This window comes from Yokenella regensburgei, from assembly GCF_051486985.1.
In the GTDB taxonomy this organism is placed as follows: domain Bacteria; phylum Pseudomonadota; class Gammaproteobacteria; order Enterobacterales; family Enterobacteriaceae; genus CBFFRJ01.
Map to the genome: position 1 here is coordinate 1 of NZ_JAHVDV010000032.1, position 14,393 is coordinate 14,393.

Here is a 14,393-nt window from a genome sequence, read left to right on the forward strand (position 1 = left end):
TGTCGTCTTATGTCGTCTGACTATCGGGTCGGGGACCAGCCTGCCTCCCTGCAGGCTATCCCCTCCGCCCGCTTCCCTGCGGGCGGCCCCGGTCAGCCGTCAACGCCTCATCGATTTTCAGCCGGACCCTGTCATCGCGGTGACGGTTTTATTCTCATGGGACTGTGATATCGCTGCAAAACGTCATATTACTGGGAATTCTTCAGCCCGGCGGGAGAGGGAAACGGGTTAAATGAGCCCCAGCGGCCAGTGATGTCCTACCGCATACAAAATACCTGCGGAGATAATCCCGGCGACAATATCATCAACCATGATACCCATCCCACCATGCACGTTTCTGTCAAACCAGCGAATCGGCCACGGCTTCCACATATCAAGAATGCGGAAAATGACAAATCCCGCAGCAACCCACTGCCAGTCGTTGGTCGGTAACGCCATCAGGGTTATCCACATACCGATAAACTCATCCCAGACGATACTGCCGTGGTCGTGAACACCCATGTCCTTCGCGGTTTGATGACAGAGGTAAACCCCGAGGCTGATTCCCAACATAACCAGTAAGGAATAGAGCTGCCAGGGGAGCAGTGTCATCAGGTACCAGAAGGGGATCGCCGCAAGCGACCCCATCGTCCCGGGTATGACAGGGCTCAGCCCGCTACCAAATCCTGTGGCCAGCAGGTGCCACGGGTTACTCATTTTGAGACGGCTTTTGGCAATGTCTTTCTTAAAGAGCGGCAAAGTGATCGTATCCCTTCCAGTCAAGCGTCACGGTTTTATCGTCACGAGTAAAATGTATACCGTCTACATCCGCACTCATCTGGCCGATGCAGGTCACCGGTGCGCCAAGATGGCCGACCGCGACCTCAAGCGCACCACGGTTAAGCTCCGGTACGGTAAAGCACAGTTCGTAATCTTCACCACCCGACAGCGCCCAGCGCAGCGCCTGCTCCGCATCCACATGTCGCTTCATCGCTTCTGAATAAGGTAGTGCGTCCAGATCAATACGCGCGCCGCATTCGCTTGCGGTGAGGATATGCCCGAGATCGGAAATCAGTCCGTCAGAAAGATCAATTGCGGAGGTCGCCAGACCACGCAGCGCCTGACCGTGCAGCACACGCGGCATGGGGCGCAGGTGGCGTTGCAGCAGATAACGGGCATCCGTGGCATCCTTCACCTGCAAACGATCCTGCAAAATAGCCAGCCCGGCGGCGCTGTCTCCTGGCGTACCGGTCACGTAAATCCAGTCACCCGGCTTTGCACCGGTGCGCTTGAGCGCTCGGCCAACCGGCACATAGCCGTGAATACCCAGCGTCATTGAGAGCGGGCCACGGGTGGTGTCGCCGCCAATAAGCTGCATATCGTAATAATTGAGTTGTTCAAACAGGCTGTCGCTAAAGGCTTTAAGCCAGGCTTCATCAACATCCGGAAGCGTCAATGCCAGCGTGAGCCATGCCGGATCCGCGCCCATCGCAGCCAAATCGCTTACGTTTACCGCCAGCGCCTTATAGGCCAGATCGGCAGGGTCGATATCAGGAAGAAAATGGATGCCTGATACCAGGGTATCAGTGCTGATTGCCAGCGTCTGTTTCTCAGGAACATTGAGCAGTGCACAATCATCGCCAATGCCGGTTTCAACATCGCGACGTGCATTTTTGACACGATCAAAATAACGGGCAATCAGGGAAAATTCGCCGCATGCCATACGTTATGCCTCAGCGTAGAAAAGAAAAAGCCGGGCAGCGTGCGGTTTGACATCGCACTCCACTCCGGCTTGAGGATCATTTTTTGTTAGGACGAATCACAGGGGCGGCTTTATCAAGCACACCGTTAACGAACTTATGGCTATCTTCAGCGCCGAACGTTTTCGCCAGTTCGATAGCTTCGTTAATGGCCACTTTGTACGGCACGTCTGAACGTTTGGACAGTTCGAACAGCGCAATACGCAGTACCGCTTTCTCAACCTGGCCCAGCTCTTCGAGCAGGCGGGACAGATACGGCTTCATCAGGCCGTCGAGATACGCGCTGTTAGTCGCCACCCCGCTTAACAGTTCACGGAAGTACGCGACGTCAACATCTTTAACGTCCTGTTCCGCCAGGAACTGGTATTCGACATCAGCGACGTCGTTATGGGACAACTGCCAGGAGTAGAGTGCCTGGACAGCACACTCACGGGCGCGGCGACGAGCAGCAGGTTTCACGGATTTCCCCTTACAAAAAATCAGGCCTTAATGGCTTTCAATACATTAATCATTTCAAGCGCGGTCAATGCAGCTTCCGCACCTTTGTTACCGGCTTTGGTGCCAGCACGTTCGATAGCTTGTTCAATGCTTTCAGTGGTCAGTACACCAAAAGCGACCGGGATTTCGCTGTCCTGTGCAACGTGCAACAGGCCATTGCTTGCGCCACCAGCCACATATTCAAAGTGAGCCGTACCGCCACGAATTACCGTACCCAGCGCAATCACCGCGTCATATTTACCGGTCTTAGCCAGTGCGCCTGCCGCCAGCGGCAGCTCATAAGCACCTGGAACCCAAACAACGGTAATATTGTCATCGTTAACCTGGCCGATACGTTTCAGGGCGTCAATCGCACCTTCCAGCAGGCTGTCATTGATAAAGTTGTTGAAACGCGCGATGGTGATGGCGACGCGAGCGTCCGGGGTAGCAACGTTAGCTTCAATAATGTTCATACTCTTCCTTTACAGGTTCAGTTCAGACCCCGCAGGGGGGCGGATTTTATCATAATATTTGACGCGCTGCTTCCCTTTTACAGGCGCCGCTACGCGTGCGTGAGATGCAGGCAGAGATCGGGGCCGACCTGACGAATCTCATTGAATTTGAAAGCGGGGGCATCGGCAAGTGCCTGAAGACCCGGCAGAGCGCAAAGCCCTCTGGCATCCGTGCCCAGCAGTTTTGGCGCAAGATAAACAATAAGTTCATCCACCAGACCCGCCTGTAACAGCGCGCCGGCCAGATGAGCTCCCGCCTCGACCCAGATACTGTTTATTTGCTGTTTGCCGAGCAGCATCATCAACGAAACCAGATCGACATGGCCGTTATAGTCCGGCACCGGGAGGTCGCGAACTGAGGCTGGCCATGAACGGCTGTCAGGCGTCGTGCGTGCAAACCAGGTCTCACCCGCTTCATGCACCAGCGCGTGCTCAGGGGTCACGCGGTTTTTGCTGTCCACCACGACGCGCAGCGGCTGGCGCAGGTTTTCCAGCGGATAATGCGCCTGAATGTCGGCACCGAGCTCATCCCAACGTACCGTCAGTTTTGGGTTATCTGCCAGCACCGTTTCGCTGCTGGTGAGGATCGCATGGCTCTGCGCACGAAGACGCTGCACATCCCGGCGCGCCTGTGGCGAGGTTATCCACTGACTTTCGCCACTGGCCATCGCGGTTCGGCCGTCCAGTGAGGCACCCAGCTTAAGCTGTACGTAGGGAAACCCCGTGCGCATACGTTTAAGAAAACCTTTATTCAGGGCTTCCGCTTCTGGCAGCATCAGGCTATGGCTCACTTCTATGCCTGCCTGCTGCAGGCGATAGAGGCCGCGCCCCTGCACCTGCGGGTTAGGATCCTGCATCGCAGCCACGACACGCGTTACCCCGGCGCCGATCAGCGCCTCACAGCACGGTGGGGTGCGTCCATGATGGCTGCATGGCTCCAGAGTGACATACGCAGTAGCCCCTTTTGCATTGCCACCCGCCATGCGCAGCGCATGTACTTCGGCGTGGGGCTCTCCGGCACGATAGTGGAAACCTTCGCCAACCACTTCGCCGTCTTTAACGATAACGCACCCGACATTTGGATTCGGATGCGTGGTAAAACGACCGCGTTGCGCCAGCTTCAGCGCACGTGCCATGTAGATGTCGTCCTGCATGATCAGTCCTGTAGGCGAGCGATCTCTTCGCCAAATTCGCGGATGTCTTCAAAGCTGCGGTATACCGAAGCAAAACGGATATAAGCGACCTTATCGAGTTTTTTAAGCTGTTCCATCACCAGATTACCAATCATTTTACTGGCAATCTCACGTTCGCCGGTCGCCCGTAATTGTGACTTGATATGATTCAATGCCATTTCAACGTCATCCGCGCTCACCGGACGCTTTTCGAGCGCTTTTAATATGCCCCCGCGCAATTTGTCCTCATTGAAGGGTTCACGCACGTCATTGCTTTTGACGACACGCGGCATCACCAGTTCAGCAACTTCAAAGGTTGTGAAACGTTCGTTGCATACCAGACACTGACGACGGCGGCGAACAGAGGAGCCCTCCCCCACAAGGCGAGAATCGATTACTTTGGTATCCACGGCGAAACAGAATGGGCAATGCATACGACGTCCTGACGTGTGAGTTAATTAAAATCTATTTTACCCTGAACTGGCGTGACAACAAAGACGGACCGATTTTGAGACAATGGATAGATGGCAACGCAGTGGTTGCTGGCTACCATTAAGAATATCTTCATTTTCAAGGAAACAGACACAATGACAAGACGTTACCTAAGATCCCTGTTGCTGGGAAGCGTTTTTGCCCTCAGCGCCTGCGCACAGCAAAGTGAAGTGCGACAACTGCATCAGAGCGTGAGCACGCTGAATAAAGAGATGAGCAAGCTGAATCAGGAGACCGTGAAGATAACGCAGCAAAATGCCCTCAATGCGAAATCCAGCAGCGGCGTGTACCTGCTGCCCGGGGCTAATACTCCCGCCAGGCTGAACAGCCAGGTAGGAATGCTACGTATGTCACTGAAAAATATTGCTCCTGATGCAGATGGCACACGCGTCACGCTGCGTATTCAGGGTGAGTCAAACGACCCTTTACCGGCCTTCAACGGCACCGTGGAATGGGGTCAGATTCAGGGCACCACTGAACATTATCAGGAGGTGAACGTCCGTAACCAGTTGATGAGCGCCCCTGCCAGTACCCTCGCCCCAAGCGACGTTGAGGTTACACTCCAGCTTGATGGCCTTACCCCTGAACAACTGGGCTTTGTTCGCATTCACGATATTCAGCCCGCCACGCCTGAGTAATTTTGGGGCGCTGTCGCCCTTTTTCATACGTTGTCATCTCTTTTACGCCGTCTGGGTGATATCAGGCGGCTTTCATTTATTGGCAACACTGAGGTTCATCATTATAATCCCCGCTGTTTATTGGACGCAAACGTGAACGCAATCGATTACGTATGTGTCAGTTATGTGAAACAACACATATTTTTGTGAACAAGGATACTTATAATAGCCTCGCAGAAATATGAAACATTTAGAAACGCAATGCGTGCATTCTTTCATTCCCGTAAGGGATCTTTTATTAGTGGCATAATTATGAAAAATACATTACTTGCAGCTGGCGCTGCGCTGGCGATCTCGACGTCTTTTACCGTGAACGCGGCAGAAACCGACAAACCTGAATATGTCTCAGACTGGTGGCATCAGAGCGTTAACGTTGTCGGCAGCTATCACACCCGCTTCGGACCGCAGATCCACAACGATACCTACCTGGAATATGAAGCCTTTGCCAAGAAAGAGTGGTTTGATTTCTATGGCTACCTGGACGCCCCGGTGTTTTTCGGCGGTAACACTGATGCAAGAGGTATCTGGAACCACGGCTCTCCGCTGTTCATGGAAATTGAGCCGCGCTTCTCTATTGATAAGCTGACCGGTACCGATCTGAGCTTCGGCCCGTTCAAAGAGTGGTATTTTGCCAACAACTATATCTACGATATGGGTCGTAACGAATCCGGTCGTCAGAGCACCTGGTACATGGGTCTGGGTACCGACATCGACACTGGCCTGCCGATGAGCCTTTCCCTGAACGTCTACGCGAAATACCAGTGGCAGAACTACAAAGCGGCGAACGAAAACGAGTGGGACGGCTACCGTTTCAAAGTGAAATACTTCGTTCCGATCACCTCCCTGTGGGGCGGTCAGTTAAGCTACATCGGTTTTACTAACTTCGACTGGGGTTCTGAGCTGGGCGATAAAGATTTCCACGATCTGAACAACAAACGTGCCCGTACCAATGATTCTATTGCCTCCAGCCACATCCTCTCTCTGGGCTACGATCACTGGCATTACTCCGTAGTGGCTCGTTACTGGCACAACGGCGGTCAGTGGAACGACGATGCAAGTCTGAACTTCGGTAACGGCGATTTCAGCGTACGCTCTACCGGTTGGGGTGGCTACCTGGTGGTCGGTTACAACTTCTAAGACAGATCATCATCACGCCCTGGCGATCCAGGATGGCAATAAAAAAGCACCGCACGAGGCTCTCGTCGGTGCTTTTTTTTGATGCCTCAGGTTATGTCACACTCCTGAGGCTGATGTAAGGCCGGTAGCGGGATTATTTTTTCTTGTTAAGCATCGCTTTCAGATCTGCAAAAGGGTTATAAGTCGCTTCGCCGACATCCTTCTGCGCATCCTCTCCTGCAATCACTGTCGAACCATACTGGTCTGCCTCGGTATATTTAGCATGTTCATGATCGTGACAGAACAGGCACAATAACTCCCAGTTGCTGCCATCTTCAGGGTTATTGGTATGGTCGTGATCCATATGGTGAACCGTGAGTTCACGAAGATTCGAATAGACGAATTCACGTGAGCAGCGACCGCATACCCACGGAAAGAGTTTGAGTGCTTTTTCGCGATAACCGCTTTCCAGCCGCGTATAGTTTTTAGGGATAATAGCCATCAGTAAGTCGATACCCAGGTAAGTGGTGAATTAACGTTAGTTTCGCGCGCTCTGGCTGCTTTATCAATGATTACCACTGCGCTGTTGCCCCATTTAATCCCCGCGCTTCTGGCGGCGGATAAAATCTTCAAATGAACGATCCGGCCTTTCCTTGAACACGTTGCCGGTGATCGCGACCGCCTGACAGCGATCCAGTCGAAAACAGCGGTAATCGCCACGCAGCTCGCACCAGGCGACCAGTACCCAGACCTCGCCCCAGAAGGAAAGCCCCAGCGGATGAATGGCCCGCTGAGAAGCTTCACCTTTTTCATTTTCATAACGTATGTAGACAACGTCATGCTGACGCATCGCTTGATGCAGCACATCAAACCAACGCCGGACCTGCGAATATTTACCCATGTTCGGCGTGATAATCCGGTTACTTTCCGCCAGAATGCGCCTGTCGGTGGGCAACACGCCGAGCAACTTCTCCTGCGCCGAGCCCGCAGCCTGCGCCAGTACATCGCCGCTCCAGGTTTGTAACATCCCAATGGCAGCAATCAGGGCTTCCACCTCCAGCCCGGTAAACATCAGCGGGGGAAGATCGAAGCCGGGCAGCAAACGATAACCACTCCCGGCTTCTCCCTGAATCGGTACACCCGAGAGGGATAAATCACGGATATCCCGATAAACCGTCCGCTCTGAGACCTCCAGTCGCTCTGCGAGCATTGCCGCCGTCACGCGACGACGGGTGCGAAGAATTTGCACTATCTGGAACAGGCGATCGGCACGGCGGCTCATGGTAAATTTTCCGTTACGGTGTGTTGTTTGTATCAGGCTGGTTGATGCAACCCAACCCGGTTGCCTTCACTGTCAATGATAAGCGCAATGGTGCCAATACCCTCCGGCAAAATCTCCGGGCCGAAGCAGCAGGTTCCACCTTTCTCCGACACTTTCTTCAGAGAGGCCGTTATGTCAGGTGTGAAAAGATAAACCACCGTGCCACTGGTCGAAGGCTGAAACATCGGCGACTTAACCAACGCCCCGCCGATGGATGGCGCGTTATACTCAAAGACCGCCATCGATATTCCTGCGACATGCTCCTGACGGAACGTTGCCCCCACGCAGTATTCGTAAAAGTGAGTCGCTCTTTCAAGGTCCGCTGCCGGGATTTCAAACCAGTTGATAATGTTGTTCATTGTGGTGCCCTCTTTGTGTTTTCGACAAAGAGAGTCTGCCACCCCCCTCCTGACAGCATACTGTCAGGAGCGATCGCCAGGCGAAAAAAAACCGTGGCCTGCAAGCCACGGTTTTCAGTTCTAAAAGGTGATTAAGGCAGAATGGACGGCTGATCCGCCCCTTCTTTCTCCACTTTTTGCTGGATCAGGTGTTCACGCTTCATACCCAGCTTCAGTGCCAGCGCGGACGCTACGTAAATGGACGAGGCAGTACCGATGGAAACACCAATCAGCATGGTCAGTGAGAAGCCAGCCAGAATCGGGCCACCAAACAGATACAGCATCAGGATAACCACTAACGTCGTACCAGAGGTGATCAATGTACGATGCAGCGTCTGGGTCAGGGACACGTTAAAAATCTCATAAGGCGTGCCGCGACGGATCTTGCGGAAGTTCTCACGAATACGGTCCGAGACCACGATACTGTCGTTAAGCGAATAGCCGATAACGGACATCAGTGACGCGACGATGGTCAGGTCAATTTCGATGTGGAACAGCGACAGCACCCCCATCGTAATCACCACGTCGTGCGCAAGGGCAATAACTACACCAGCAGCCAGTCGCCACTCAAAGCGGAAGCCAACGTAAACCAGGATGGAGATCAGCGCCACAATCAACGCCATCGCCCCGGTTTGCGCCAAATCAGCCCCTACACTCGGCCCGACGAACTCAATACGTTTTACCGATGCGTTCTGGCTGGTGGCGTCATTGATGACGCGAAGCACCTTGCTTCCCAGCTCCTGCCCACCGGTTTCACCCTGAGCAGGGGGCATACGCACCATGATATCGCGGCTGCTGCCGAAGTTTTGCAGCAGTGGATCTTCAAAACCCGCTTTCTGCAACGCTTCGCGCATCATGTCCATGTCCGCTGGTTTTTCCAGCGTAATTTCGATGACCGTACCGCCGGTGAAATCAAGCCCCCAGTTAAAACCGCGCACGCCCATAATGGCGATAGAGACGATTAACAGCAGACCTGAGATACCGAAAGCCCAGTAATCCCAGCGCATAAAGTCCCAGACTTTACGGCCGTAGTTCAATTGTTCAACAGTGTATTCCTGTGCCACAACGCACTCCTCAGATAGACAGCTTTTTAACGCGCTTGCCGCCGTACAGCAGGTTCACGATGGCACGGGTGCCGACGATAGCGGTAAACATTGAGGTCGCCACACCGATACCGGTTGTAATGGCAAACCCTTTAATGGCACCGGTACCGACCGCATACAGGATCAGAACCTTGATAAGCGTCGTGATGTTGGCATCAAAAATGGAACTGAACGCCCCTCGGTAACCTTCGTCGATCGCCTGCTGCACCGTACGTCCGTTACTCAACTCTTCTTTGATACGTTCGTTGATCAGTACGTTGGCGTCGACCGCAACCGCAAGGGTTAACACGATACCCGCAATACCCGGCATAGTGAGCGTTGCACCTGGAAGCAGTGACATAATGCCGACAATCAGTACCAGGTTGGCAATCAGCGCCGAGGTCGCAATCAGGCCGAACTTCTTATAGAAGAAGATCATAAAGATGATTGAAACAACGAGACCCGCCAGACAGGCTTCCAGACCCTGCGTGATGTTTTGCATCCCAAGGGTTGGACCAATAGTGCGCTCTTCAACAATCTGAATCGGCGCAATCAGCGCACCGGCACGCAGCAGCAGAGAGAGCTGACGCGCTTCGTTCGGGTTATTGATACCGGTAATACGGAAGCTGTTACCCAGGCGAGACTGGATATTGGCGATGTTAATCACCTCTTCCTCTTTTACCAGCACCGAACGGCCGTTGGCATCTTTCTTACCGCTGTCTTTGTACTCCACAAACAGGGTGGCCATCGGTTTACCGATATTGTCCTTGGTGAAGTTAGACATGATGTTACCACCCGCACTGTCGAGCGAGATGTTAACCTGCGGTTGGTTGTACTCATCCTGGCTGGAGGTGGAATCGGTAATATGATCGCCGGTCAAAATGACACGCTTGTACAGCACAACCGGCTGACCTTCACGCATCTGTTTGACTTCAGAATCACCCGGTACACGACCCGAAGCGGCGGCAGACTGATCAACGTTGCTGTTGACCAGACGGAATTCCAGCGTTGCGGTGGCGCCCAGAATCTCTTTCGCACGCGCGGTGTCCTGAATACCCGGCAGTTCGACCACAATACGGTCAGCACCCTGGCGCTGTACCAGCGGTTCAGCCACGCCCAGTTGGTTTACACGGTTACGCAGGATGTTGATGTTCTGCTGCACAGCATACTCACGGGCTTCGCTCAGACGCGCATCGGTCATGACCGCACGCAGGACGTTATCGCCCTGGTTAGTCAGCACCAGATCACGATGGCGGGCAGCAAGATAGGTATTCGCTTCATTACGTGCCGCAGAATCACGGAACTGAATGCTCAGACCGTAGTTCTCTTCCTTACGCACGGTGGTGTAAGGAATGCCTTTTTCACGTAAATCGCTACGCAGACTGTCGATATTTTGTTCCTGAAGCTTACCAAGCGCGGTGTCCATATCGACTTCCATCAGGAAGTGCACGCCGCCACGCAGGTCGAGACCCAGTTTCATGGGTTCGGCATTGATTTTGGTGAGCCAATACGGGGTGGCCGGAGCAAGGTTGAGCGCCACGACAAACTGATCGCCAAGTTCATTAACCAGCGCTTCACGGGCGCGCAGCTGAATATCGGTGGTGTCAAAGCGAGCGAGAATAGCGCCGTTTTCCAGTGCCACAGACTTCGCGTTGATTTTTTCTTCTTGTAGAGTTTTCTGGACCTGGATCAGCGTTTGTTCACTGGCGGCGACGCCGCGCGCGCCAGTGACCTGAACAGCCGGATCCTCACCATACAGGTTGGGAAGTGCGTACAGCAGGCCGACGATAATCACGACGACCAGCATGATGTACTTCCACAAAGGATAACGGTTTAACACGGCAGTTCCCTTTGGGAAAACAAGAAATTACAGCGCCTTCATCGTGCCTTTCGGCAGAACGGCAGCTACGAAGTCACGTTTGATAACCACTTCAGTGGTATCGTTCAGCGCAATAGCCAGGTAGCCGGTGTCTGCTACTTTGGTTACGCGACCAACCAGACCGCCAGTAGTCAGAACTTCATCGCCTTTCGCAATGGAGCTCATCAGGTTTTTGTGCTCTTTAGTACGCTTCTGCTGAGGACGCAGGATCATGAAATAGAAAATCAGACCAAACACCACCAGCATCAGGATCAGAGACATCGGGCTGCCCTGCGCCGGTGCGCCGCCTGCTGCTACCGCATCAGAAATAAAAAAGCTCATTCAAATTCCCTCATTAATTATATTAATCAACGTTCAAAGCCGGAACATCCCGTCCCTGACGTTGGTAAAAATCAGTCACGAAGCTCTCTAATTTACCCTCTTCAATAGCCTTACGTAAACCCGCCATCAAGCGCTGGTAATAACGCAGGTTATGAATGGTATTAAGCCGCGCGCCCAATATCTCATTGCAACGGTCAAGGTGATGGAGGTAAGCGAGAGAATAATGGCGGCAGGTGTAGCAATCGCACTCAGCATCGAGCGGGCCAGTATCACTCTTATATTTCGCGTTACGGATTTTCACCACGCCGTTAGTCACAAACAGATGACCATTACGGGCGTTACGGGTTGGCATGACACAGTCGAACATATCGATACCACGACGCACCCCTTCCACCAGATCTTCTGGTTTACCCACGCCCATCAGGTATCGTGGTTTATCTGCCGGAATTTGCGGGCAAACATGTTCCAGAATACGGTGCATATCTGCTTTAGGCTCGCCAACAGCCAAACCGCCGACAGCGTAGCCATCAAAGCCAATCTCTACCAGACCTTTGACGGAGATATCACGTAAATCTTCGTAAACACTGCCCTGAATGATGCCAAAAAGCGCATTCGGGTTTTCCAGCGAATCAAAGCGGTCACGACTACGTTTTGCCCAGCGCAGCGACATTTCCATCGAGCGCTTAGCATAATCCCAATCAGCCGGGTAAGGGGTACATTCGTCAAAGATCATGACGATATCGGAACCGAGATCGTATTGAATCTCCATCGACTTTTCAGGATCGAGGAAAATGGGATCGCCGTTGATCGGATTGCGGAAATGGACGCCCGCTTCGGTGATCTTACGGATATCCCCCAGGCTGAAGACCTGAAAGCCGCCGGAGTCGGTCAGAATAGGACCTTTCCACTGCATAAAATCATGCAGATCGCCATGCAGTTTCATGATTTCCTGGCCAGGGCGCAGCCATAAATGGAAGGTATTACCGAGGATGATCTGTGCGCCAGTTGCTTCAACTTCTTCCGGCGTCATCCCTTTTACGGTGCCATAGGTACCGACAGGCATAAAAGCAGGCGTTTCCACTACGCCACGATCAAACACCAGGCGGCCGCGGCGGGCGCGCCCATCGGTGGTATCCAGTTCAAATTTCATGTTTTCTCCCGCGTCAGAAAAACAGTCTGACGTTTAACACCCCGCTACGGCGTAATTCCATAGCGAATAGATTCTTAAAGGCGTTACCGGCGCTGCCAGTTTGGCTCGGTCAGCGCGCTGTCACCGGCGCGTACACATCGTACGTGAGGATGGCGAGCACAACCCGGCGACAAAATGGCAAATAAGATAGCCTTCTTATGGTTGCTCAAAAATAGCCTGCGGATTGTACGTGATAAACATCGCGTCACCGTAACTAAAAAAGCGATATTTGTGCGCAACCGCTTCCTGATAGGCGTGCATGGTGTGTTTATAACCGGCAAAGGCAGAAACCAGCATGATCAGGGTCGATTCCGGCAGGTGGAAGTTGGTGACCAGCGCATCAATGACGTTGTACTGATAACCCGGATAGATAAAGATTTGCGTGTCGCCAAAGAAGGGGGCAATCAGCGCGTTTTGCGCGGCCTGCGCCGCACTCTCCAGCGAGCGTACCGAGGTGGTGCCGACCGCAATAACACGATTACCTCGCGCTTTTGCAGCCAGTACGGCGTCGACGACCTCTTGCGGTACTTCGGCATATTCGGAGTGCATGATGTGATCTTCGATGCTATCTACGCGCACCGGCTGGAAGGTCCCTGCCCCCACGTGCAGCGTGACGAAGGCCATCTCAATGCCTTTTTCACGCAGGCGTGCAAGCAACGGTTCATCAAAGTGCAGACCGGCGGTCGGCGCGGCCACCGCGCCCGGCTTCTGACTGTAAACGGTCTGATAAAGCTCACGGTCAGCCTCTTCGTCCGGCCTGTCTATGTAGGGCGGCAGCGGCATATGGCCGATGGCGTTGAGGATATCGAGAACCGGACGTTCATCATTGAATTCAACTTCAAACAGCGCGTCATGACGCGCCACCATCGTGGCATTGATACTCTCGTCATCGCCCAGCAGCAGTTCCGCTCCCGGCTTCGGCGCTTTGGACGCACGAATGTGTGCCAGAATACGCTTATCGTCGAGCATACGCTCCACCAGCACTTCGATCTTGCCACCGCTGGCTTTACGGCCAAACAGACGGGCCGGGATCACGCGGGTATTGTTAAAGACCAGCAGATCGCCGGGGTTGAGCTTATCGAGCAAATCGGTGAACGTACCGTGCGTCAGCGCGCCCGTTGGCCCATCCAGTGACAGCAAGCGACAGCTGCTGCGCTCAGGCTGGGGATAGTGGGCAATCAGGGATTCTGGCAACTCAAAGGAAAAATCGGCAACGCGCATGACACTAACTCGAGACATAATTAAGAGGCGGGTAGTCTAGTGCCGGGGCGTTCTCCCTGCAACCTTTACCCCTCTGGATAGTTCATATACTCTAAATAATTCGCGTTGCAGAACCGCGGTAACCCAGAGAATAACGGGAACGTTAATTAACCTCGTGACCGGTAAGAACGAAAGAAGCCAGCGTATCTGCAACTGGAATTATAACGAGTAATTAAATGAATTTTCTGGCTCACCTGCACCTGGCTCACCTTGCCAACAGCTCCCTGTCCGGCAATTTACTGGCTGATTTTGTGCGCGGAAACCCCGACGCGCTCTACCCGGCGGACGTGGTCGCAGGCATTCACATGCACCGACGTATAGACGTCCTGACCGACAACCTGCCGGAAGTGAAAGCAGCACGCCAATGGTTTCGACCGCACACTCGCCGTGTGGCCCCGATTACGCTCGACGTAATGTGGGATCACTTCCTCTCGCGTCACTGGGCTGAAATTTCGCCGCAAACGCCACTCGCTGAGTTTGTTGCCTATGCCCAGGCCCAGGTGAGTGTCATCCTCCCGGACGCCCCGCCCCGCTTTGTTAACCTTAACGACTACTTATGGTCTGAACGCTGGCTGGAGCGCTACCGGGAGATGGCGTTTATTCAGCGGGTACTAAACGGTATGGCCAGTCGTCGCCCTAAGCTTGATGCCTTGCGCGACTCCTGGCAGGATTTGGATGACCACTATGCGGCGCTGGAACAGCTGTTCTGGCAGTTTTACCCGCGCATGATGGCGCAGGCAAAAGCCCGCACGCTCTGA

The 14,393-nt window shown here is 53.5% G+C and carries 17 protein-coding genes; 3 read left to right on the forward strand and 14 right to left on the reverse strand.

From position 1 onward, the window contains the following. Positions 1 to 228: 228 nt before the first annotated feature. The 6 genes from pgpA to nrdR all read right to left on the reverse strand — a co-directional run bounded on the left by pgpA (position 229) and on the right by nrdR (position 4,334). The gene (pgpA, locus tag KXR87_RS19020; protein ID WP_437433829.1) at positions 229 to 744 is read right to left on the reverse strand and encodes a phosphatidylglycerophosphatase A; all 516 of its coding nucleotides are present in this window, start codon (positions 742 to 744) and stop codon (positions 229 to 231) included. Beyond that, positions 725 to 1,702, reverse strand: a complete 978-nt coding sequence (gene thiL, locus KXR87_RS19025; protein WP_437433774.1) for a thiamine-phosphate kinase — start codon at positions 1,700 to 1,702, stop codon at positions 725 to 727. The genes pgpA and thiL overlap by 20 nt, the downstream gene beginning before the upstream one ends. Before the next feature lie 76 nt (positions 1,703 to 1,778). Next, on the reverse strand, positions 1,779 to 2,198 hold the full coding sequence (gene nusB, locus KXR87_RS19030; RefSeq protein WP_437433775.1) for a transcription antitermination factor NusB: 420 nt from the start codon (positions 2,196 to 2,198) through the stop codon (positions 1,779 to 1,781). A 20-nt stretch (positions 2,199 to 2,218) separates the two neighbouring features. Then, positions 2,219 to 2,689 carry a 6,7-dimethyl-8-ribityllumazine synthase gene (ribH, locus tag KXR87_RS19035; protein ID WP_437433776.1) on the reverse strand — a complete coding sequence of 157 codons (471 nt, stop codon included), beginning with the start codon at positions 2,687 to 2,689 and terminating at the stop codon, positions 2,219 to 2,221. Between the two features lie 89 nt (positions 2,690 to 2,778). After that, on the reverse strand, positions 2,779 to 3,882 hold the full coding sequence (gene ribD / locus KXR87_RS19040) for a bifunctional diaminohydroxyphosphoribosylaminopyrimidine deaminase/5-amino-6-(5-phosphoribosylamino)uracil reductase RibD (protein WP_437433777.1): 1,104 nt from the start codon (positions 3,880 to 3,882) through the stop codon (positions 2,779 to 2,781). A gap of 2 nt (positions 3,883 to 3,884) precedes the next feature. Then, positions 3,885 to 4,334 carry a transcriptional regulator NrdR gene (nrdR, locus tag KXR87_RS19045; RefSeq protein WP_437433778.1) on the reverse strand — a complete coding sequence of 150 codons (450 nt, stop codon included), beginning with the start codon at positions 4,332 to 4,334 and terminating at the stop codon, positions 3,885 to 3,887. A 153-nt stretch (positions 4,335 to 4,487) separates the two neighbouring features. Here nrdR and KXR87_RS19050 point away from each other — a divergent pair, with 153 nt between their 5' ends. Together KXR87_RS19050 and KXR87_RS19055 are read left to right on the forward strand one after the other, a co-directional pair. After that, positions 4,488 to 5,030, forward strand: coding sequence for a DUF3251 domain-containing protein (locus KXR87_RS19050; RefSeq protein WP_437433779.1), 543 nt, complete (start codon positions 4,488 to 4,490; stop codon positions 5,028 to 5,030). A gap of 291 nt (positions 5,031 to 5,321) precedes the next feature. Next, entirely contained in the window at positions 5,322 to 6,206 is an 885-nt protein-coding gene (locus tag KXR87_RS19055; protein ID WP_437433780.1) for a nucleoside-specific channel-forming protein Tsx, read from the forward strand. Between the two features lie 133 nt (positions 6,207 to 6,339). On the opposite strand, the gene yajD is transcribed toward KXR87_RS19055, so the two are convergent. From yajD to queA, 8 genes are all read right to left on the reverse strand, one after another. After that, entirely contained in the window at positions 6,340 to 6,687 is a 348-nt protein-coding gene (yajD, locus tag KXR87_RS19060) for an HNH nuclease YajD (RefSeq protein ID WP_437433781.1), read from the reverse strand. Between the two features lie 93 nt (positions 6,688 to 6,780). Then, a complete protein-coding gene (locus tag KXR87_RS19065) occupies positions 6,781 to 7,467 on the reverse strand; it encodes a helix-turn-helix transcriptional regulator (protein ID WP_437433782.1) in 687 nt (228 codons plus the stop codon). A gap of 32 nt (positions 7,468 to 7,499) precedes the next feature. Next, complete coding sequence (locus KXR87_RS19070; RefSeq protein ID WP_437433783.1) at positions 7,500 to 7,865, reverse strand: VOC family protein; 366 nt, start codon at positions 7,863 to 7,865, stop codon at positions 7,500 to 7,502. 131 nt (positions 7,866 to 7,996) lie between these two features. Then, complete coding sequence (gene secF, locus KXR87_RS19075; protein WP_437433784.1) at positions 7,997 to 8,968, reverse strand: protein translocase subunit SecF; 972 nt, start codon at positions 8,966 to 8,968, stop codon at positions 7,997 to 7,999. Positions 8,969 to 8,978: 10 nt separating this feature from the next. Continuing rightward, positions 8,979 to 10,826, reverse strand: a complete 1,848-nt coding sequence (gene secD, locus KXR87_RS19080; protein ID WP_437433785.1) for a protein translocase subunit SecD — start codon at positions 10,824 to 10,826, stop codon at positions 8,979 to 8,981. Between the two features lie 27 nt (positions 10,827 to 10,853). Further along, on the reverse strand, positions 10,854 to 11,186 hold the full coding sequence (gene yajC / locus KXR87_RS19085; protein WP_437433786.1) for a preprotein translocase subunit YajC: 333 nt from the start codon (positions 11,184 to 11,186) through the stop codon (positions 10,854 to 10,856). Positions 11,187 to 11,208: 22 nt separating this feature from the next. Then, entirely contained in the window at positions 11,209 to 12,336 is a 1,128-nt protein-coding gene (gene tgt, locus KXR87_RS19090; protein WP_437433787.1) for a tRNA guanosine(34) transglycosylase Tgt, read from the reverse strand. Between the two features lie 195 nt (positions 12,337 to 12,531). Next, complete coding sequence (queA, locus tag KXR87_RS19095) at positions 12,532 to 13,596, reverse strand: tRNA preQ1(34) S-adenosylmethionine ribosyltransferase-isomerase QueA (RefSeq protein ID WP_437433830.1); 1,065 nt, start codon at positions 13,594 to 13,596, stop codon at positions 12,532 to 12,534. A gap of 215 nt (positions 13,597 to 13,811) precedes the next feature. Here queA and acpH point away from each other — a divergent pair, with 215 nt between their 5' ends. Continuing rightward, entirely contained in the window at positions 13,812 to 14,393 is a 582-nt protein-coding gene (gene acpH, locus KXR87_RS19100; protein ID WP_437433788.1) for an ACP phosphodiesterase, read from the forward strand.

Coding starts and splice junctions, on each gene's coding strand:
- KXR87_RS19070 (WP_437433783.1), bottom strand. CDS start 7,865: ATGAACAACATTATCAACTGGTTTGAAATCCCGGCAGCGGACCTTGAA.
- KXR87_RS19050 (WP_437433779.1), top strand. CDS start 4,488: ATGACAAGACGTTACCTAAGATCCCTGTTGCTGGGAAGCGTTTTTGCC.
- yajD (WP_437433781.1), bottom strand. CDS start 6,687: ATGGCTATTATCCCTAAAAACTATACGCGGCTGGAAAGCGGTTATCGC.
- ribH (WP_437433776.1), bottom strand. CDS start 2,689: ATGAACATTATTGAAGCTAACGTTGCTACCCCGGACGCTCGCGTCGCC.
- ribD (WP_437433777.1), bottom strand. CDS start 3,882: ATGCAGGACGACATCTACATGGCACGTGCGCTGAAGCTGGCGCAACGC.
- acpH (WP_437433788.1), top strand. CDS start 13,812: ATGAATTTTCTGGCTCACCTGCACCTGGCTCACCTTGCCAACAGCTCC.
- KXR87_RS19065 (WP_437433782.1), bottom strand. CDS start 7,467: ATGAGCCGCCGTGCCGATCGCCTGTTCCAGATAGTGCAAATTCTTCGC.
- tgt (WP_437433787.1), bottom strand. CDS start 12,336: ATGAAATTTGAACTGGATACCACCGATGGGCGCGCCCGCCGCGGCCGC.
- queA (WP_437433830.1), bottom strand. CDS start 13,596: ATGCGCGTTGCCGATTTTTCCTTTGAGTTGCCAGAATCCCTGATTGCC.
- thiL (WP_437433774.1), bottom strand. CDS start 1,702: ATGGCATGCGGCGAATTTTCCCTGATTGCCCGTTATTTTGATCGTGTC.
- nrdR (WP_437433778.1), bottom strand. CDS start 4,334: ATGCATTGCCCATTCTGTTTCGCCGTGGATACCAAAGTAATCGATTCT.
- KXR87_RS19055 (WP_437433780.1), top strand. CDS start 5,322: ATGAAAAATACATTACTTGCAGCTGGCGCTGCGCTGGCGATCTCGACG.
- yajC (WP_437433786.1), bottom strand. CDS start 11,186: ATGAGCTTTTTTATTTCTGATGCGGTAGCAGCAGGCGGCGCACCGGCG.